16 protein-coding genes are annotated in these 18,031 nt (G+C 72.0%); 8 read left to right on the forward strand and 8 right to left on the reverse strand.

Features of this window, described 5'->3' with window-relative positions:
• Position 1: 1 nt before the first annotated feature.
• Genes VAE53_RS02205 through VAE53_RS02220 form a run of 4 tightly spaced genes read left to right on the forward strand, consistent with a single transcriptional unit; the run spans position 2 to position 4,317 of the window.
• Complete coding sequence (locus tag VAE53_RS02205) at positions 2-1,087, forward strand: energy-coupling factor transporter transmembrane component T (protein ID WP_322817728.1); 1,086 nt, start codon at positions 2-4, stop codon at positions 1,085-1,087.
• A complete protein-coding gene (locus VAE53_RS02210) occupies positions 1,084-2,676 on the forward strand; it encodes an ATP-binding cassette domain-containing protein (protein ID WP_322817729.1) in 1,593 nt (530 codons plus the stop codon). Before VAE53_RS02205 ends, VAE53_RS02210 begins: the two co-directional genes overlap by 4 nt.
• Positions 2,664-3,485 (forward strand): hypothetical protein, encoded by an 822-nt coding sequence (locus VAE53_RS02215; protein ID WP_322817730.1) that lies wholly within the window; start codon positions 2,664-2,666, stop codon positions 3,483-3,485. Before VAE53_RS02210 ends, VAE53_RS02215 begins: the two co-directional genes overlap by 13 nt.
• Positions 3,475-4,317, forward strand: a complete 843-nt coding sequence (locus tag VAE53_RS02220; RefSeq protein ID WP_322817731.1) for an ECF transporter S component — start codon at positions 3,475-3,477, stop codon at positions 4,315-4,317. Before VAE53_RS02215 ends, VAE53_RS02220 begins: the two co-directional genes overlap by 11 nt.
• Here the strand turns inward: VAE53_RS02220 and VAE53_RS02225 are convergent.
• The 4 genes from VAE53_RS02225 to VAE53_RS02240 all read right to left on the reverse strand — a co-directional run bounded on the left by VAE53_RS02225 (position 4,314) and on the right by VAE53_RS02240 (position 9,441).
• Positions 4,314-6,149: a sigma-70 family RNA polymerase sigma factor gene (locus VAE53_RS02225; RefSeq protein ID WP_322817732.1), complete on the reverse strand. Its 1,836-nt coding sequence runs from the start codon at positions 6,147-6,149 to the stop codon at positions 4,314-4,316. The genes VAE53_RS02220 and VAE53_RS02225 overlap by 4 nt on opposite strands.
• A gap of 97 nt (positions 6,150-6,246) precedes the next feature.
• Positions 6,247-7,281, reverse strand: coding sequence for a glycosyltransferase family 2 protein (locus VAE53_RS02230; RefSeq protein ID WP_322817733.1), 1,035 nt, complete (start codon positions 7,279-7,281; stop codon positions 6,247-6,249).
• Positions 7,282-7,327: 46 nt separating this feature from the next.
• Positions 7,328-8,377: a glycosyltransferase family 4 protein gene (locus VAE53_RS02235; protein ID WP_322817734.1), complete on the reverse strand. Its 1,050-nt coding sequence runs from the start codon at positions 8,375-8,377 to the stop codon at positions 7,328-7,330.
• Complete coding sequence (locus VAE53_RS02240) at positions 8,341-9,441, reverse strand: hypothetical protein (protein ID WP_322817735.1); 1,101 nt, start codon at positions 9,439-9,441, stop codon at positions 8,341-8,343. The genes VAE53_RS02235 and VAE53_RS02240 overlap by 37 nt, the downstream gene beginning before the upstream one ends.
• 63 nt (positions 9,442-9,504) lie before the next feature.
• Here VAE53_RS02240 and VAE53_RS02245 point away from each other — a divergent pair, with 63 nt between their 5' ends.
• The 4 genes from VAE53_RS02245 to VAE53_RS02260 are packed head-to-tail and all read left to right on the forward strand — an operon-like array spanning position 9,505 to position 13,504.
• Positions 9,505-10,926 (forward strand): O-antigen ligase family protein, encoded by a 1,422-nt coding sequence (locus VAE53_RS02245; protein WP_322817736.1) that lies wholly within the window; start codon positions 9,505-9,507, stop codon positions 10,924-10,926.
• Positions 10,927-10,953: 27 nt separating this feature from the next.
• Complete coding sequence (gene cofD / locus VAE53_RS02250; RefSeq protein ID WP_322817737.1) at positions 10,954-11,898, forward strand: 2-phospho-L-lactate transferase; 945 nt, start codon at positions 10,954-10,956, stop codon at positions 11,896-11,898.
• Positions 11,895-12,554 carry a 2-phospho-L-lactate guanylyltransferase gene (cofC, locus tag VAE53_RS02255; protein ID WP_322817738.1) on the forward strand — a complete coding sequence of 220 codons (660 nt, stop codon included), beginning with the start codon at positions 11,895-11,897 and terminating at the stop codon, positions 12,552-12,554. Before cofD ends, cofC begins: the two co-directional genes overlap by 4 nt.
• Positions 12,551-13,504 (forward strand): ABC transporter substrate-binding protein, encoded by a 954-nt coding sequence (locus VAE53_RS02260; protein ID WP_322817739.1) that lies wholly within the window; start codon positions 12,551-12,553, stop codon positions 13,502-13,504. The genes cofC and VAE53_RS02260 overlap by 4 nt, the downstream gene beginning before the upstream one ends.
• On the opposite strand, the gene VAE53_RS02265 is transcribed toward VAE53_RS02260, so the two are convergent.
• The 4 genes from VAE53_RS02265 to VAE53_RS02280 form a co-directional block, all read right to left on the reverse strand.
• Positions 13,501-14,658 (reverse strand): phosphotransferase, encoded by a 1,158-nt coding sequence (locus VAE53_RS02265; protein WP_322817740.1) that lies wholly within the window; start codon positions 14,656-14,658, stop codon positions 13,501-13,503. The genes VAE53_RS02260 and VAE53_RS02265 overlap by 4 nt on opposite strands.
• Positions 14,659-14,733: 75 nt before the next feature.
• Positions 14,734-15,228, reverse strand: a complete 495-nt coding sequence (locus VAE53_RS02270; protein ID WP_322817741.1) for a hypothetical protein — start codon at positions 15,226-15,228, stop codon at positions 14,734-14,736.
• Between the two features lie 43 nt (positions 15,229-15,271).
• The gene (locus VAE53_RS02275) at positions 15,272-16,606 is read right to left on the reverse strand and encodes a tetratricopeptide repeat protein (protein ID WP_322817742.1); all 1,335 of its coding nucleotides are present in this window, start codon (positions 16,604-16,606) and stop codon (positions 15,272-15,274) included.
• A 63-nt stretch (positions 16,607-16,669) separates the two neighbouring features.
• The gene (locus VAE53_RS02280) at positions 16,670-17,695 is read right to left on the reverse strand and encodes an endonuclease/exonuclease/phosphatase family protein (RefSeq protein ID WP_322817743.1); all 1,026 of its coding nucleotides are present in this window, start codon (positions 17,693-17,695) and stop codon (positions 16,670-16,672) included.
• Between the last annotated feature and the right edge of the window lie 336 nt (positions 17,696-18,031).

The following is an 18,031-nucleotide window of genomic DNA, read 5'->3' on the forward strand; positions in this document are numbered from 1 at the left end:
GATGCACCCGGCGAGCTGGGTCGGTTGGGTCCTCGCGGTGATGGTGGTGGCGCTGGCCACCACCAACCCCTTCTACTTGGCCGTCCTCCTGCTCGCCGTGGTGCTGGTGGCCGTGCTCTCCCCGCGGGAGGGGAACGGGGTCGTCAGCTTCCGCGCGCTGGCGATCTTCGGCACGGTGATGTTCGCCCTCTCGCTCGCCATCGCGGTGGTCAACGGGAGCTACGGCGACCACGTGCTCTTCACGGTGCCCGGGCCGCGCGTCCCGGAGTGGCTCGGTGGCCTGCGCCTCGGCGGGCCGGTCTCGGCCGAGGGGCTCGTGGCAGCGGCGATCCGCGGGCTCGCCATTCTCTCCATCCTCTTCGCCTACGGGGTCTTCAATGGCGCGGTGAGCCCCCACCGCATCCTCCGCTCGACCCCGGCCGCGCTCTTCCAAGCCAGTCTGGTGGTGACGGTCGGCCTCACGCTCCTCCCGTCGAGCGTCGAGGATTTGCGCCGCGTGCGCGAGATGCGCGCCCTCCGGGGTGCGCCCGGCGGTTGGCGCGAACTGCCGGCGCTCGTCGTTCCGGCGATCGTGGGCGGGCTCGAACGGTCGCTACGGCTCGCGGAGGCGATGGAGGCGCGCGGATACGGCGCGAGCCCGCCGCTCCCGATGGCCCCCCGGTTGGCGGCTGCTGCCGCCGCGCCCCTGCTGATCGCCGCTGCCTGGCTCTGGTTCTACGAGGCGGGCTGGCAGCCGCTCGCCCTCCTTCTGGTTGGCGCTGCCACTGGCCTGCTCGTCTGGTGGTGGCGGGCCGCCAGCCGCGCCCGGGAGGTGACCCGCTTCGACCGGGACCAGCTTCCCCTCGTCGAGCGCGTCGGGCTCGGGCTCTCGGCGCTGCTCGCGCTCGGGGCGCTCGCGCTCCGTTTCACGGGAAACGGGGCGCTCACCTACAACCCGTTCGCTGGGCTGCCGGTTCCCGGTTTCGAGCCGCTGCCTGTGCTCATCGCCCTCGGGCTGGCCTGGCCGGCAGTCCTGCTCGCTGCCCGCCCGGCGCCGGCGCCGGTGGCCGAAGGGGAGCGCCAGTTCGCCCCGGGTGCCGCACCGTGACCAGCCTGGCCGAGCTGCGTGCAATCACCTACACGTATCCGGGGGCCGATGCCCCCGCCCTGCGGAATGTCTCGCTGGCCATCGAAGCGGGCGCCTTCGTGCTCGTGGCCGGGCCCTCGGCGAGCGGCAAGTCGACGCTCCTCCGGCTGTTCAACGGGCTCGTGCCGCAGTTCCACGGGGGGCGGCTGGCCGGGGCGGCCGCGGTGGCCGGGCTCGACCCGTTCGCCACGCCCGCGCGTCGGATGGCGCGGGTGGTCGGCATGGTCTTCCAGGAGCCGGAGGCGCAGGCCATCGCCGAGACCGTGCAAGAGGAGATCGTCTTCGGCATGGAGCAGCAGGCGATCGCGCCGGCAGAGATGCGCCGCCGGCTCGAACGGCTCCTGACCGACCTCGGTATCGGCCACCTCCGCCATCGCCGGCTCGCGACGCTCTCGGGCGGCGAGCGCCAGCGCGTGGCCATCGCGGCCGTGCTCGCGCTCGAACCGCAGCTGCTCGTCCTCGACGAGCCGACTTCGCAGCTCGATGGCGATGGCGCCGCCTCGGTGCTCGCCACGATCGAGGTGCTGCGCCGCCGCGGCGACCTGGCCATCCTCCTCGCCGAACATCGGCTGGAGCGGCTCCTCCACCGCGTCGATGCTGTCGTGGCGGTAGCCCACGGGGAGGCGCGCCGATTGACGGCCCGCGAGGCGGCGGCTGCCCTCCCATCGCTCCCGGCGGCCGTCGAACTCGCCCGCAGGCTCGGACTGGATCCGCTCCCGCTCAGCCTCCCCGCGGTGGGTGCTGCGATCGCCGGGCGCGGGCTGCTGGCCGCGCCCCGTCCGGCGCCGGCGCCGGGCGCCGAACTCCTTCGGGCCGAGGGGCTGGCCGTCCGCTATGGCGCGTTCGAGGCGCTCCGGGGCGTCTCGCTCCACCTTCGCGAGGGCGAGGTCGTCGCCCTCGTCGGCCCGAACGGGAGCGGCAAGACGACGCTCTTTCGCGCGTTGGCCGGGCTCGTCGAACCGGCTGCCGGCTCCGTGACCTTCGCCGGCGTGCCGGCGCCGCGTTCCCCCCGCGAGCGGACGGCACACGCTGGGCTTGTGCCCCAGGACCCGGCGCTCGCGCTCTACCAGGAGTCGGTGGCGGCCGAGCTGGCAGAGACACTCCGCCACCGGGGCCTGCCGCGTGGCCGCGAGGAGCTCGCCGCCCTCGCCCGTGCCTGGTCCGTCGAGGGGCTTCTCGAGCGCGACCCGCGCGATCTCTCCGTCGGGCAGCAGCAGCGCGTGGCCATCGCCGCGATGCTGGCCCACGGGCCGCGCACCTGGCTCATGGACGAGCCGACCCGCGGAATGGACGGGCCGGCGAAGGCGTGGCTCGCCGCCCGCTTGCGGGAGCACGCTGCCGCCGGTGGCGCCGCCATCGTGGCCACCCACGACATCGAAAGCGCGGCCCACTACGCCACCCGCGTGGTCGGGCTGCGGGAAGGGGAGATCGCCTTCGACCTCCCCGCGCGGCGGGCGTTCGCTGCCGATGGTCCGCTCCCCACGCAGGCGGCCCAGCTCGTCCCCGGCGCCATCACGCTCGACGAGGTGGTCATCGCATGCGCCGCCTGATCGCTGCCCTGGCTGCGACTCTTGCCCTCCTGCCGCTGGTCGCGAAGGCCGATGGCGAGGCGGGGCTCGTCATCCAGGTCGGCGACCAGGTGACCACCTATTGCGTGCCGTTCACCGGCGAGAGCATCAGCGGCGAGGCACTCCTCGCCGCGAGTGGCCTGCCCGTAGAGTGGTTCGGCAGCGGCAGCGGCCTGCTCGTCTGCGCGATCGGCACGAACGGCTGCTTCGACCCTGCCTCGTTCGATAGCTGCTTCTGCCAGTGCAAGGGGAGCGATTGCACGTACTGGGCGTTCTTCACCCGGGCCCACGGGGCGAGGTGGGTGTACTCGTCCGTCGGCGTCGGCCTGGCGAAGGCGAGGGATGGCGAGGTGCACGGCTGGAAGTGGGGCAAGGGCGGGCCCTCGAGCGCGCCGGCCCCGGCGGATGTGACCTTCGAGCAGATCTGCGGGCATCCACCCCGTGGCGGGGCTGCGCCCTCCCCGACGCCCCGGTCGACGGTGGCGCCGGCCCTGCCGAGCCCCACCACCGCGCCGGCCGGAACCGCGCCACCGCCGGGCGAGCCGGGCGGCTCGCCGACCGCGTCCGCGGGAGCGACCGCCTCTGCGGCGCCTTCGCCGCCGGCGACGGCCGCCATCACCATCGTGCCACGAAGCCCTGCACCCTCCCCACCGTCGAACGCTGCTGCACCGCGCAGCGGGGATGGGGATTCCGGCGGTTCGGGGCGCATCGTGGCCTTCGCCATCGTGGCTGGGGGGCTCGTCGCGGCGATCGCCGGGGCGGCGGTTTGGAGGCGTCGCCGTGGCGATTAGCCTCCCCGCCCCCGTGGCCCGCTCGGCGGCGCGCCGCTTCGACCCCGGCGCCCTCGTTTTCGTGGTGCTCAATGTCCTCGGGCTGTTCGCCTATCTCCACCCGTTTTTCGCGCCGGGCGTCGTCGACGAGGGATCGGCCTGGTTCGCCCACCAGACCGATGCGCCGGTCGTCTTCGCTGGGATCGCGGCGCTCTGCCTCGTCCTGGTCGTGGCCGATCTCTCTTCGGGCGGGCTCGATAGCAAGCGGCTGGCGGTGCTCGGGGTGCTCTCGGCGCTGGCTGCCGTCCTTCGGACGATTACCCTGCCGGCGGGCGCCAATCTCTACTTTTTCCTCGTGATCCTGGGCGCTTTCACGTTCGGGGCGCGGCTCGGGTTCCTGCTCGGGGCGCTCTCGTTCTTCCTCAGCGCGGTGGTGACGGGCGGGTTCGGCCCGTGGCTGCCGTTCCAGATGTTCGCCGCCGGCTGGATGGGGGCGAGCGCGGGAATGCTGGGCCGGGCCGCCGATGCCCGCCGGGCGGGCCCGCGGGTGCGCCTCGCGCTGGTGATCGCCTTCGGCGCGGTCTGGGGCCTCCTCTACGGTGCGATCACCAACCTCTGGGCCTGGCCGTGGCTCGTGGCTGGCCCGGATATCGCCTACGAGCCCGGCGCCGGCGCCCTCGAAACGCTTCGCCGCTACTGGAACTACTACCTCCTGACGAGCCTCGGCTGGGACCTTTTCCGGACGATCTGCAACGCGGTCGTGCTCGCCGCGGTGGGCGGACCGATCCTCCGTGCCCTCCTCCGCTTCCGTGAGCGGTTCGCGTTCGAACGGGCCGAACCGCCAGCGGGCTAGCCGGAGCACCCGAGCGGTGTCACCGCGAGGGTGGCCGTCCGCCCCGCGCCGTCGAAGGCGGTAAAGGTGACGGCTTCCGGGGCAGCCCCGGCGAGCTGGAGCGATCTCCTCCACGGGCTCCCGTCGGCCGGAGCGAGGTCGTACGTTTGGGACGCGAAGGCCGCGGTGACGCGGACAACGGCGACGTCGTCCACGGCCTGAGCATCGAGGAGGAGGGTGGTGGTGTTGGAGCTCGCGGTGCGCTGGCAGATGGCGCTCGCTTGGTGGAGTTGGGGCGGCTGGCCGCCTCGCCGTCCGGTGACAGCGATGGCGAAGCTTCCCTGCGGCCCGGCGATGGTCACGCTCGTCTGGTAGTCGCCTTCGGCGGCCGGTAGCTCCTCGGCGCGGACACGGAGAGTGACGATGACGGAGCTGGACGGCGCGATCGAGCCGCCGGAGGGCCCGAGGAGCCACGGAGCCTCGATTAGGATGCTGTAGTCGGCGGGGCAGCCGCTCGGGTTCTGGAGCTGGAAGCTTCCTTGGCCGCCTGCGGCGATGACGAGCGACGTGGGGGCGCCCGGCGGCAGGGCGATCGCAGGGGTGCACGGGGTGGGCGTGGCCGATGGCGAGGCGGTCGCCGTGGCGGTGGCCGTCGCGGTCGCCGTGGCGGTGGGCGCGCCTCCTCCTCCGCCCCCGACGCTCGTCGATGCCGGAGAGGGCGACGGTACGGGCGTCGCGGCCGTCGGCGAGGCGCGGCCTGTGCCGCCCGGCGTCGGGCTCATGGGGATGACGATGGTACGCACCCCGCCGTGCGCGGGCGTCTCCGCGGGCAAGGCGCCGAGGCGCGCCCCGCTGCCGTTTTCGCGGGTGATCGCAAGAGGGCTGAAGGGTACGACGAGCGCGAGCAGGAGCATTCCGGCGGCGACGCCGAGGAGCGCGCCCGCCCGGAGGAACGCTGGGGAGGAGAAACCGTGTGCCGGCGAGGCTCCCCCCTGACCCGCGGCCCCGGCCGTTGGGGCTGGCCTGGGCGGTGGTTGCATCCGTGGGGGGTTGCGGAGGAGCTGCTCCAGCCCTGCGGCGCGCGCTCCGGGCGGGGCTGCCACTGGCGCCAACCCCCCGAAGATGGCCAGCGGCGCGAGCCGCCGTCGCCGTTCTCGGCAGTCGCCGCACCGTTCGACGTGGCGGTCGACGCTCTTGCGCAGGGTCGGCGTCATCCCTTCGGTGGCGGCCGCCGGCGCGAGCAGGGCCGCCAGCTCCGGGCAGCGGTCGGCCGCCTGTTTCCAGAGCACGTAGGCCGAGATGGCGCTCTCGACGGCCTTCTTCAGCCGATGGAGGAGGACGTATGCGTTGTTCCGCGTGATGCCGAGCACGCCCGCGATCTCCTCCGCGTCGAGCCCTTGCCGCACATGGAGGTCGAGGAGCGAAAGCTGGCGCGGGTCGAGCGCGGCGGCGGCTTCCCACACGAGCTGGGCGGCGGCGGCGGCTTCGGCCGCTTCGTGCGGGTCGGCGAACCGCGCGACGTCGACGACATCGAAGGCGATGGATTCTCCGTCGTCATCGGCGGCGGCGAGGGGCCGGGTCCGCCGTTGGCGCTCCAGGCGGTTGAGGGCGGTATTGCGGGCGATACGGAAGAGCCAGCTGCGGAAGCTGGCCCCTTGCTCGAGGCCGCCGAGTGCGTTCATGGCTTTGAGGAACGTCTCCTGGGCGATGTCCGCGGCCTCGTCGCGGTCGCGCATCAACCGGGCAGCGAAGTCGTACACAGCATCGAAGTACCGCTCGTACAGCTGTGCGAGCGCTTCCCGGTCGCCGCCCTGCGCGGCTTCGACGAGCTCCGCGTCAGCGAGCTGGGTCATGCCGGCTCCTGCGCCCGGGAGGGGCGAGCCCCGGGCCGGGCAAGGATGAGACCGCCCAGGGCGGCTTCATCTTACAACCGCCGAGGAAGGCGGCCGTTCAGGCGTGGCGCGCGCGTTCGCGCCACCAGCCCTCGAGGAACCCTGCACCGTAGGCGACGTGCATGGTGGCCATGGCGGCGAAGGTGAGGGCCGGGTTCGCCCCGTGGCGCTGTGCCGCCCGGTAGGCCGCGAATCCGCCCGCGGCGAAATAGACGAGCGCGAGTGCTCGCAAGAGCTGGCGCGCCGGCTTCCACGCCCGCCCGAGGAGCCAGAGCGCCGGCCCCCCGGCGACCATCGCCGAAGGAGCGAAGTGACGCGGCTGGAGGGGCCTCCCCCGCGCGAAGAGCGTGCCCTTGGCCGCTCCGTATTCGCGGTATTGCTTGGCGAGTGCGCGGAAGGTCCGCCGTGGGTAGTAGCTCGAGCGGATGGCAGGGTCGAGCCAGATGCGCCCGCCGGCCTCGATCAAGCGCGCGTTGTAGCTATCCTCGTCGGCGCCATCGACCGATTCGTCGAATTCGCCGACGACTTCCCAAACCTTCCGGTGGTAGCAGCCGAACGGCACCGTATCGACGTAGCCGGCCTCGCTCGCGTAGCGGAACTTGGCGTTGCCGACGCCGAAGGGCGAGGACATGGCGGCGGCGATCGCGCGACCGACTTCGCCCTCGCCGACTGTTTCGATGGGGCCGCCGACGCAGGCCGCGCCGGTGCGGGCGAGCGCTTCGACCGACTGGCGGACGAAGTCGGGCCGCACCTTGCTATGTGCGCCGATGATGATCCAACAGTCCCCGCGGGCTGCCTTCATCCCCTCGTTGAGCCCCGCTACGGTAATCCGCCGCGGATTGTCGACGAGTTCGAGGCGGGCAAAGGGAGAGGGGTAGCTGCGGACGAGCTCGCGCGTGGCATCGGTGCTGCCGCCGTCGGCGACGATGACTTCGATACCATCGGGCCCGTAATCCTGCGCGGCGAGCGAATCGAGCAAGGCGGTGATGTACCGCTCCTCGTTCAGGCAGGGGATGACGATGGAGACGAGCGGCCGCTCGGGGAGGGTGAGCGGCGCCTCGTCGAGGCGGGTGGGACGTGCAGGAGCGGTCATGTCTCCACGCTAGCACGCCGCGGCGGGTGGTCAATCCGGGGACGGGTCAGGGTGGCGGTGCTGCGGGCGGCGGCACGCCCTGGGCCACGGCCGCGGCGACCGCTTCGACGCGGTCGACGATGTGGTCGAGGCCGTGATGGCGGACGATCCACGCCCGCCCGGCCTCGCCGAGGCGGTCGCGCTCTGTGGGCTCGGCGGCGAGACGGAGGACGGCGGCGGCGATCGCCTCGGGGTCGCTCGCCTTCACGAAGGGCGGCGCCTCGCTGTAGGCCCCTTCGTACTCGAACCGCATGACGACGGGCCGGCCGCAGGAGAGCGCCTCGAGCTCGGCCATGCCGGCGGAGCCGACGCGCACCTGCCCGATGACGATGCCGTGGCGGTCGATGACGGCCGGGAGGCGATCCCGCGGCTGGCGCGCGTAGAGGATCACGTTCGGAAGCCGGCGGAACGCTTCGCTGTACTCGCCCCCGGCGGTCGCGCCGACGACGAGGTCGGGCGCCGCATCGGCGAGGATGCGGCAGGCCTGGAGGATCTGCCCGGCACCCTTCACCTTCGTGAGTGCACAGGCGATCCAAACGGCTCGTTGCGTCGAGGGGGGTGTCCGGGGGGCGAAGGTGGCCGTATCGATCGGGTTGGGCAAGAACTCGGCATCGGGGCGCCAGCGCGCGACGGCCTCCCCCAGATCGGGCGTGGCGTAGAAGACGTGCTTGGCGCGGCGAAGCGCGTGGCCGGCCAGCGGACGCGAAAGCGCTGTGAGCTCACGCACGTCGGAGCCGTGGCAGTGGAGGAGGTACGGGAAGCGGCCGAGGACGCCGACGTTGCCGAGGTAGGCGTAGTGGATGTGGACGAGGTCGTAGCGGCCGGCGCGAAGCCGCCGCACGAGGTCGAGCCAGTCGAGCGCGCGCACGGGGGCCGTGAGGGGTTTGAGGTGGGGGTGGAGCCGGGCGCCGACGAGCCGGGGCATGAAGAGGTCGACGGTGTGGCCACGCGCCCGCAGTCCCGCCCCGATTTCGCTGCCGACGGAGGCGATGTCGTTGATGACGGCGATGCGCACCGGGCCTACCCGTTCGTCGGGGGCCGCGAGGGGCTCAGCCACTCGAGCGTGAAGATGGCTACCAGCCCGAAGATGACGGTCACGGCCAAGGCGACGGCGGCCCGCCCGGCGAGCGAGCCCGTCAGCCCGCCTGAGAAGGCGTACGCGACTTCGATGCGGCTCTCGGCACTCCCGACGGCGATTTGAGCATTGCCAAGGTTGACGAAGGCGGAATCGCGGACTTGCCGCAGCCCGCGCACTTCGTTGAGGAGCGCCTGCGTTTGGCTATCGAGTTGCCGCTCGGGAAGCGCGGGTGCGAGCTGCTCGTAGCTGGCGAGGGCGGCTTCGAGCGAGGCCACCCTCGCCTCCAGCGCTGGCCTGGCCTGCCCGGCCTGCACCGGCTGGCCGAGGACGGCGGAGGCGACCGCCGCGGCGGCCTCCGGGCTCGCCCCACCGGTGCTCGCGAGCGCTCCCTGCGCCTCTGCGAGCTGGCGTTCCAATATCGCCCGCTGCTCGCTGACGAAGGCGAGGGGGTTGGTGTCTCCCCGCGTCTCGACGAGGGCGGCCAGATCGACATTCTTCCCCGCGACGGCGGCCGCGAGCCGACCGTAGGCAGACTGGTACTCCGCCTCCGCCCGCTGCGCGACCTCCCGCCGGCGGTCGACGAAGCGCGTCCGGAAGAGCCCGTCCGGCTGGGTGTATTCGCGCGTGAAGACATCGACGAACGCCTTGCGGTAGCGCTCGGCCCGGGCCTTGTCGGGGTCGGAGATGCTCACGGTGAGGATGCCCCGCGAGATGCCATCGCCCACGGAAATCGGATTGAGCGCGACGCTGAAGCGCGCATAGTCGAAGTCGGGCTCGCCGATGGCGGCGATGACGCGTTGCTCGAAGGCTGGGTCGGCCGTCATGGCCTGGGCTTCGAAAATGCGGAGGCCACGGTCGCCGCCGACAACGAGGTCGTGGACGGTGGTGTCGAGCGTCATCGTCGCGACGGCGGTGGAGCCGCCCGTGACGGCGCCGATTGCCAAGGCAGCGAGCAGCCCGAGGACAGCGAAGGGGACGAACACCCACCAGCGCCGCCGAACCACCCACCAATCACGCTGGAGGCCGCTGGTTTCGGGGGACATCGCGGGGTATGGTAGGTTCGCCCGCTTTCCGGGGTCAATCGTGAGAACGTTCACGAGGTTTTCGTGCAGCATTTCGACCTCGCGCTCGTGGTCTTCGTTCAGGCGGCGCTGCTCGTGGCGGTGGTCCTCCTCCGAGAACCGAAGCTCCTCATCCCCGCCGTGGTCATCGGGTTGCCGTTCGAATACCTCCAGACGCAGACGGTCGATACGTTCGGCGAAAGCGGGATCGGCGGCGCGATTCGGGTGATGCTGAACCCCGGGAAGGCGGCGATGGTGGCTACCGTCGTCGTCGCCTGCTGGCGGGCCCGCTACGATCCCCGCCGGCTCTTCCCGCGGAGCGGCGTCTTGCTCGCTGCCCTGGTGGTGCTCTTTCTCGCGGTCGTTGGGCTCGCCTGGTCCGACGTGCAGCGGCCGAACAATGCGACGCTCATCCTCGCGCTGTACGTGGCGTTCGTCTTCGCCGCCCCGTCGCTCATCGAAGACCGGCGCGACCTTGAGCGGATCGTCGCTGCCTTTTTCGTTGCCGCCATTGGGTTGTCGCTGCTCGCCATCGCCCAGCGGATCTTGGGCGTCTTCCAGTGGCGGGCGATCCTCGTCCAATCGGACGCCTACAGCTACCGTTCGAACGCGACGTTCGCCGATCCGAACAACCTCGCGCGTTTTCTCGCCGTGACGATGGCGCTGGCGGCCGGCAGCATCCTCGCGCTGGGGCCGCGGCGGCTCACGGTCTACCTCGCCATCCCGGCGCTCGTCCTCGCCGCGCCCGCGCTGATCGCGACCGCTTCGCGTTCCGGCTGGCTGGGGATGCTCATGGCCTGCTTCCTCGTCGTGGTGCTGGCGCCGGTGCCCCGCTACACGAAGGTGCGCATCAACGCGGCGGCCTTCGGGACGCTCGGCGTGCTGCTGGGCCTCCTCCTCGTCCAGGGCGGCTCGGATGCGGCCCGCGTGCGTTCGCTGGCCCACGGCGCCGATACGGTGCTCGGTGTTCGCCGATTCCTCATCCGCGCAGGCTGGGAGATGTGGAAGGACAATCCGCTCGTTGGCGTGGGCACGGGGAGCTTCCAGAATGCGCTCTTGCTCGTCTACAACTGGGTGATGCCCGCGTGGGCGAAAACCTCCCTCTCGCACACGTCGTTCATCAGCATCCTGGCGGAATGGGGCATCGTCGGCGTGGCGGGCTTCGCGTTCTTCTTCGCTCGTGTCGGGACTGCCTGCCTCCGGATCTACCGCGCCGCCGGCGACCCCTTCGAGCGGATGCTCGGCGGCTGGTTCGTGGCCGCCTTGGTGGAGATCCTCTTCCAGTCGCAATCCGAGGGGCGCCTCTTCGAAGAGCCCTATCTGTGGCTGCTGCTCGCGCTGGTGGCAGCCCTCGAGATGGGTGCCGGGCGAAGGTGGCCGGCGGCCGAGCCGGCGCCGGCGCGCGCCGGCGCCATGGAGCCCGCTGCTGCTCCCCTGCCGGCTGAGCCAGCGGCCGCGCGGGCCTGATCGCCGCCATCCCCCGGCGGCGGTAGCATGGACCGCGCTATGTACACGGTGCTCGCTGGTGGCGTCGGCGCCTCGCGTTTCCTCCAGGGCCTCGCGATGGCTGTGCCGCAGCACCAGATCACCGTGATTTCGAACACGGGCGACGACCTCGAGTTCGCTGGCCTCCACGTTTCGCCCGATACCGACATCGTGATCTACGCGCTCGCCGGCGCGGTCAATCCCGAGACGGGTTGGGGGTTGGCCGGCGATACCTTCCACGTCGTCGAAGCCCTCCAGCGCTTCGGCTACGAGCGCTGGTTCAACCTGGGCGACCGCGACCTCGCCATGGCCCTCCACCGCACGCGCCGCCTGCGCGAGGGGTGGGCGATGCACCGCGTGGTGGCGGAGCTGGTCGCGGCGTGGGGGCTCGCCGTCCGCATCCTCCCGATGAGCGACGATCCGGTCCGCACCGTCGTCCAGGGCCCGGAGGGCGACCTCCCCTTCCAGGAGTACATGGTCCGCCTGCGGACGGAGGTGGAGGTGCGTGGATTGCGGTTCGCGGGGGCCGATGCGGCTCGCCCGGCGCCCGGCGTGCTGGAGGCGCTCCGCGAGGCACGTGCCGTCATCCTCGCGCCGAGCAACCCGTTCGTGAGCATCGGCCCGATCCTCGCCGTGCCGGGCGTGCGCGAGGCGCTCGGCGCGAGCCCCGCCCGCCGCGTCGCGGTCAGCCCCATCATCGCGGGCCAAGTCGTGAAAGGCCCGGCCGCCAAGATGCTCGCCTCGCTCGGCCACGAGGTTTCGGCCCTCGGCGTGGCCCGTCTCTATCGCGGCCTGGTGGACCTCTTCGTGCTCGATACGGCGGACGCGGAGCTCGCCCCAGCCGTCGAGGAGCTCGGCATGCGCGCCCTCGTCACGGAGACGCTCATGTCGACGCCGGAGCGAAAGCGGGCCCTGGCCGAGGCCATCGTCGCCGCCGTGGAGGCCGCCCCGTGACGCTCCCGGTTCTTGTCCCGGTGAACCGGCTCGACCAAGCGAAGGGTCGCCTCGCGCCCCTCCTGAGCGAGGCCGAACGCGAGGAGCTCGCGCTCATCACCGCCGAGACCGTCGCGCATGCGGCCGGCGAAGCGGCCATCATCCTCACCGCCGACCCGCGCATCCGCGCGCGGATGGCTGGCCGATACCGTGTCCTCGCCGAGGACCCGGCCCTCACGGGGCTGAACGCCCAGCTCGAAGGGGCGGTCGCCAAGCTTCGCGCCGATGGCACCGTGGGCGATCGGCTCCTCATTCTCCACGCGGATCTGCCGTTCGTGCGGGGCTGGACCATCGAAGCGCTCGAAGGGGAGGATCCGGGGCCAGAGAGCGTGGTGATGGTCCGCAGTCGCGACGGCGGCACGAACGCGATGCTCCTGCACCCGCCGGGCCGGTTCGCCCTCGCCTACGGGCCGGGGAGCTTCGCCCGCCACGTGGCGGCGGCGCGTGCGGCTGGCCTGCGCGTGGTCGAAAGCGAAAATCGCGAGCTCGTCCTCGATCTCGATACGCCGGCCGACGTGGCCGAGCTGCTGCGGACGGCACGGGGGCAGCAGACGGCCGCCGGTCACTACCTCCTCGCGATCGGGGCCGACCGTCGGCTGGGGGTGACGCAGGCATGAGGGCGGCTGCGGGGTTGGTGGCCGCGCTCGCGCTCGTGCTCGCGGCCTGCGGCTCCCCCCGCGAGACGGCGCCTCCACGCCCGACGGCGACGCCGACGCTCGCCGGCGGGACGCCCGCCGGGAGCCGGGTCGTGACCGATATGGCCGGACGGCAGGTGCCGCTGCCGGAACGGGTCGACCGGGTGGTGGTGACGGCCCCGGCGGCTGCCGATTACGCGCGTGCCCTCGGCCTCGACGTGATCGGGCAGCCCTCCGATATCGCCCCGGTGGAGGGCGCCCGCGCGGTCGGCACGACGTTGAATCCGGACTTCGCGGCCATCGCAGCGTTGGCGCCCGACCTCGTCATTGGCGATGCCGCGATCCAGGGCGCCCGCATCGCCGACTTCGACCGGTTCACCCTTCCTGTCTATCTCGTGAACGCTTCGGATTACCTCGCCATCCTCGATGCGGTCGAGCGGCTGGGCGCAGCGACGGGACGGGAGGAGGCGGCGGCTCGCCTCCGCGCGGATATCGAGGCCCGGGTCGTGGCGGCAGCGTTGGCAGCCCGGGAGCGGCGCGCTGCCGCGGGCGACCTCCGCGTGCTGGTGCTCACGGGCGGTGGGCGGGATGTCTTCGCCGGCGGGCCCGCCACGTATATCGGCAACCTGCTGAGCATCTTGGGTGCGCAAAACGCGCTGACCAATCCGCCCGATGGTGGCCCCCTGCCCGGCTTCGGTGTGATCGACCCGGGGGCCGCGGCCCGGCTGATGCCCGATGTCGTGCTCGTGCTGCCCGCCGGCGATGCGGCTCTCGCTGCCCAGCTCCGCGCCGACCCGGCCTGGGCGAACACCCCCGCCGTGCGGAACGGCCGCGTGGTCACCGTCGACCGGGTGCTCTTTCTGCGTGCGCCGGGGCCGCGCGTGGCCGAAGCGATCGAGACGCTCCTCGCCCTGCTCTGGGCCGAGCGCTAGGCCTCCTGCCGCGCCGCGGCCGCCTCGAGGAGCAGCGGGTGGGGGCGCTCCTCCAGCGTCTCGAGCACGTCGTACGCTTCGAGGTCGCGGATGGCTGCCAGCGCGCGGTGGAGCATCGCCTTGGCGAGGGCGAGGCCGCGCTCGTTGGCGAGGTCGATGGAGCCGCAGGCGACGACTGGGTAAGCGAGGCACCACATCACGGTCGTTCGGTAATCCTGCCAGCACTGTTCCCAGGGGTAATCGTCCACGCCGTGTTCGCGGAGTGCTTCGTGGTAGGCGCGGACGATGTCGCGCTCGTGCGTGCGGCGAATCTCCGGGTCGACGGACTGGCTCAGGAAGTAGCCGATGTCGTAGGGGCCGCGGGCCTTCACCGCGATCTGCCAATCGACGAGGGTGAGCGGGGCATCGCCCTCGGGGCTCCCCCAGAAGATGTTGTCGAGCCGGAGGTCGCCGTGGCAGAGGGTCTCCGGGGCCTGGGAGAAGCGGTCCTGCAGCGGGTTCATGCGGTGCATATAGCGCAAGACCATGTCGCGCTCGAATTCGGTGAGTTCGCCGCCGAAGTTCTGGAGGAACGGTTCCACGGCCTGGGCATAGGCGACTGCCGCCATGAGGTTGACCGGGTCGTTGCCGCGGGGGATCCAGTCGAGCGCGGCGAGATCGGGCGAGTTCCACCAGCGGGCGTGCATCCGGGCCACTTCGCGGACGAGGCGGTAGCACTCCTCGGCCGAGGCCCCGGCGACCTGGTCGCCCAGGCGGAGCCCACCGAGGTCCTCCAGGAGGATGATATAGCGGACGGTTTCGGGGTCGCCGGCGGCGTAGTAGGCGCGGGCGCTGCGGACGCCGATGCGGTCGGCGAGTTCGTCGTAGATGCGGCGCTCCTTTTCGTAGAAGCCGAGCATGTGCGCGACGTCGCGGCCGCCGGGGTCGGCGGTCGGGATCTTGGCGATGAGCGAGGCGGGCGCGCCCGCTTCTTCGCGGTCGTAGACGAGGGCGATGCGGGCGAGTTCGCCGAGGATGCCGACGCCCGCCCCGACCCGCTCACGGGGAGCGTCGATCACACGGGCCTCGCGGAGGTGGCCCCGCTCCCGGAGCGCCGCGGTGAGCCATTCGGGCGTCACCTCGTCCATCGAGGCGGGAATGATGAGGTTGGTCATTCAGCAAATCTCCCGGGGTGCGAACGGATTCGCCGAATCTATCACCCCGGGGGCGTGCGATCGATGTGAGGGCGGCTACAGCTGCGGGGGCGGCGCTTTCGTCGGATTGCGCCACTCGGTCCAGACGAGGACGACGATCGCGGAGACCACGGTGAGGCCGAGGGCGATGCCGCCGAGGATGGCGACGATCCGGCGGGTATCCCGGCTCACGCCGTCGATGTCGCCGAGGAAGACGGAGACGGTGAAGATGCCGGTGAGGAGCGCGAAGGCGCCAGGTACGGCGAGCGCTTCCCACTTGGCGCGCTGCATGAGGTAGCCGAAGGCGAGCCCGGCGATGGCGAAGAAGGGGATGAACGAAACGAGCCACTCGCGGTGGTTGTCCCACGAATCGCGCAATTCGAACATGGCAACGGTGGCGAGGAGGGCGAAGAGCGCGCCCAGGCCGTAGCCCCAGAAACGCGCGACGACCTCGCGCCAATCGATGCGCGGCCGCGCGGGCCGGCTGCCCCGGTCGTGAATCCAGGGCGATTTTTGCGGTTCGTACGGGGTGGGGAGCGAGAATTCGGCCATCGTGGGCCGATTGTCGACGCCAGAGCGTGCTAATGGCAACCGGTCAGGCGGTGGCTGCGGCCCCCCGGGCGGAGATGTGGGCGAGCCAGCGCCGATCGCGACCGTTGGGGCGGCGGTCCAGCCGCTCCTCGAGGATGGCGCGCGCCTGGTCGAGCCGGCCCGCCCGGGCGCAGGCTTCGATGAGCGTCTCTTCGAAGATATCGCGCTGGGCGTGGCTACCGCCGAGGCGGACGAACTCCGGTCGGGCGAGCTGGAAGAGGTTGGCGGCCCTATGCCAATCCCCGCGCGCGAAGGCGAGGTAGGCATCGCCGAGCGTCACGAGCATGGGCCCCGCGTTGAGCCGGCCCCCCGCCGCGCGGTCGCGCAGCTGGCCGACGAGGGTTTCGAGCCGTGCGACATCGTGGACGGCGCACCAGGCGATGAGACAGTGGGCATCGGCCCAGGTGATGCCGGCACGGGGAAAGTGGGTCGCTGCGTAGGCCGCCACTTCGTCCCAGGGGAGTTCGGCGGCGGGCCGCTCGGTGAGGGTGCACCGCCAGAGGAGCGAGGCCGCATCGGCCAGCGTGCCGAGCGGCGGAGAGGTGGCCACCGAGGGGCGGATGACGCGGTCGTACAGGTCGATCACCCTGGCGAAGTTGCCGGCTGCGAGTTCGAAGAGGGCGAGGTGCCAGTGGTTGTGGACGTAGAGCTGGTGGGCCGGGTCGTAGCCGACGAGCCAGCGGGAGAGGAAGGCCGCGCCGCCTTCGGCATCGCCCGTTTCGTAGGCGATGTGGGCCACGGTGTGGGCGGCGTGGCCGTTGCGGGGGTTGCCGGCGAGCGAGCGCTCCACGGCCTGCTCCGCCTCGCGGTGGCGGAAGAGTTCGTTGAGGGCAAAGGCGAGCTGGGAGAGGAACCACCAGTCGTCGCCGTAGGCTGGGGCGAGCGGTTGGAGGAGGGCGAGCTGCTCTTCGTTGCGTTCGAGCCGGCCGCTGAAGCCGATGAGCCCGTACACGCCCGTCGCCTGCGAGAGGACGAAGGCATCGCGCGGGAATTCAGCCAGGTGGGCGCGCACGCGGGCGAGGGCGCCGGGGCTATCGCCGGCGACGGCTGTCGCGATGCATTCGACGTGTTGGCGTTCGCGCCGGGTGGCGCCCCCCACCACCTGGAGGGCGCGGTCGGCGGCTTCGCGCGCCTCCTTCGGGCGCATGCGGAATTGGAGCAGGCGCGCCTCGGCGATGTGGGCCAGGGCGAAGCCCGGGTCTTCTTGCCGTGCTTCGCGGAAGCACGCCTCGGCCTCGGCCTCGGCGGCGAGGGCGTGGTCGAGCCCCCGGCAATAGGCCTCGGCAGCACGGGCCGATGGGGTAGAGAGCGGAAGGCCGTAGCGGTCGGTGAATGGCATGGCTGGCCCTGCTGGCGGTGCGTGCGCGCATTCTAGGCGAACCGGCGGGGAGCTGCGCGGGGGTCAGTTCGGCGGGGTGGCGCCGGCTTTGGGGACGGGGAAGAGCGCCCAGAGTCCGTTGTTATCGCTCGCGTAGAGCAGGCGCCCATCGGGGAGCTTCGTCGGCCGATCGAACATCGGGCCGGCGACGGAGGCGCGCCAGCCAGCGGAGAGGATGAACGAGGTGCGCGCGGTGGGGGCTGGCTGCTCGCCGATGATGCCGGGCCGGCAGCAGGTGGGCGGGTCGCTCACGGCGAGTGGATCTTCGAAGCCGAGCGCGACGATCGCCTCGTAGGCGGGCGAACCGGGCGGGTCGGAGAGGTCGGCCAGGACGATCGCGGGCCCCCCCGAGCGTTGGGCGCTCACGAAGCGGGCGAACGATTCGGCCTGCTGGCCACGCAACCGCTCGCCCCCGCCGGTCAGATGCGTGGTGAAGACGTCGATGGAGGGGAACGCGGGCGGCCCCTTGAGGAGGACGTGGAGCGCGGCCCGGCCCTCTGTCTCGCTCGTGCGTGGATTGAGCCACGTGGGTGTGGCTCCGAGGACGACCCACCGGTCGCTCCGCACGAGCACCAGCTCGCCCTCTTCGAACCCGATCTGCTTGGCCAGCTCTTTGTTCTGGGCGTCGCTGCGCCCGGCGAACCAGGGGTTCGCCTGGACGAAGAGGGGCTCCATCTTCAGCTCGGCGGCGAGCCGCGCCATCGCCGAACCGTGGGCCGCCGTCCAGGTGGCCTCGCTGAAGCCGACGAGGTCGGGCTTGTAGGCGCGCAACTCTTCGACGACGGCCTGGAGGCGGGCATCGAAGGTGGTGGCCGCGCTGGTCTCGTTGGCGTCGGTCGGGATGGGGCTCATCAGGTTGAGGTAGGCGACCCGGAACTCCGTCGGCTCGGGCGTCGGTTCAGGGGTGGGCACGGGCTTGGTCGGGGTCGGCTCGGGCGTTTCGATGGGGCGGGCGTAGCTGTCGGCTGGCGGTTTGTCGGAGCAGGCGGCGGCCAAGCCCGCCGCGGAAAGGGCGCCGAGGCCGATGAGGAAGCGGCGGCGGCTCAGCATTGACATTTCCCTGCGCCCGCTGGTGTAGTGGAGGGTATCGGCGATGACGGAGACGAGTAGCGCCGCATCGGCCGGCCAGCGAGCCCCGGATGGTGCGAGGGGGCCCGGTCCGGCAGCGCGAAAATCCCTCCCGAGCCCCCGGCCGAACGGCGCCCCCAGCGCCCAGTAGACCCGGGCGGAGGCCCACCGTTAGCACGGGCAGGGGCGTGCTGGCGCCCCGTGAGTGCCCGCCATCCGGCGGGAACCAGGGTGGTACCGCGGGCGCGCGCGCTCGTCCCTGGAGCGGGGGCCGGCGCGCGTTGTCGTGTCTTGGCCTCCATGCGCGCAGTCATCCTT

It is taken from the genome of Tepidiforma sp., from assembly GCF_034432735.1.
Lineage (GTDB): Bacteria > Chloroflexota > Dehalococcoidia > Tepidiformales > Tepidiformaceae > Tepidiforma.

Excerpts from the sequence above, each read along its gene's own strand:
- VAE53_RS02205 (WP_322817728.1), top strand. The coding sequence starts at position 2 with ATGCACCCGGCGAGCTGGGTCGGTTGGGTCCTCGCGGTGATGGTGGTG.
- VAE53_RS02215 (WP_322817730.1), top strand. The coding sequence starts at position 2,664 with ATGCGCCGCCTGATCGCTGCCCTGGCTGCGACTCTTGCCCTCCTGCCG.
- VAE53_RS02225 (WP_322817732.1), bottom strand. The coding sequence starts at position 6,149 with ATGACCCAGCTCGCTGACGCGGAGCTCGTCGAAGCCGCGCAGGGCGGC.
- VAE53_RS02230 (WP_322817733.1), bottom strand. The coding sequence starts at position 7,281 with ATGACCGCTCCTGCACGTCCCACCCGCCTCGACGAGGCGCCGCTCACC.
- VAE53_RS02240 (WP_322817735.1), bottom strand. The coding sequence starts at position 9,441 with ATGTCCCCCGAAACCAGCGGCCTCCAGCGTGATTGGTGGGTGGTTCGG.
- cofD (WP_322817737.1), top strand. The coding sequence starts at position 10,954 with ATGGACCGCGCTATGTACACGGTGCTCGCTGGTGGCGTCGGCGCCTCG.
- VAE53_RS02260 (WP_322817739.1), top strand. The coding sequence starts at position 12,551 with ATGAGGGCGGCTGCGGGGTTGGTGGCCGCGCTCGCGCTCGTGCTCGCG.
- VAE53_RS02265 (WP_322817740.1), bottom strand. The coding sequence starts at position 14,658 with ATGACCAACCTCATCATTCCCGCCTCGATGGACGAGGTGACGCCCGAA.
- VAE53_RS02270 (WP_322817741.1), bottom strand. The coding sequence starts at position 15,228 with ATGGCCGAATTCTCGCTCCCCACCCCGTACGAACCGCAAAAATCGCCC.
- VAE53_RS02275 (WP_322817742.1), bottom strand. The coding sequence starts at position 16,606 with ATGCCATTCACCGACCGCTACGGCCTTCCGCTCTCTACCCCATCGGCC.
- VAE53_RS02280 (WP_322817743.1), bottom strand. The coding sequence starts at position 17,695 with ATGCTGAGCCGCCGCCGCTTCCTCATCGGCCTCGGCGCCCTTTCCGCG.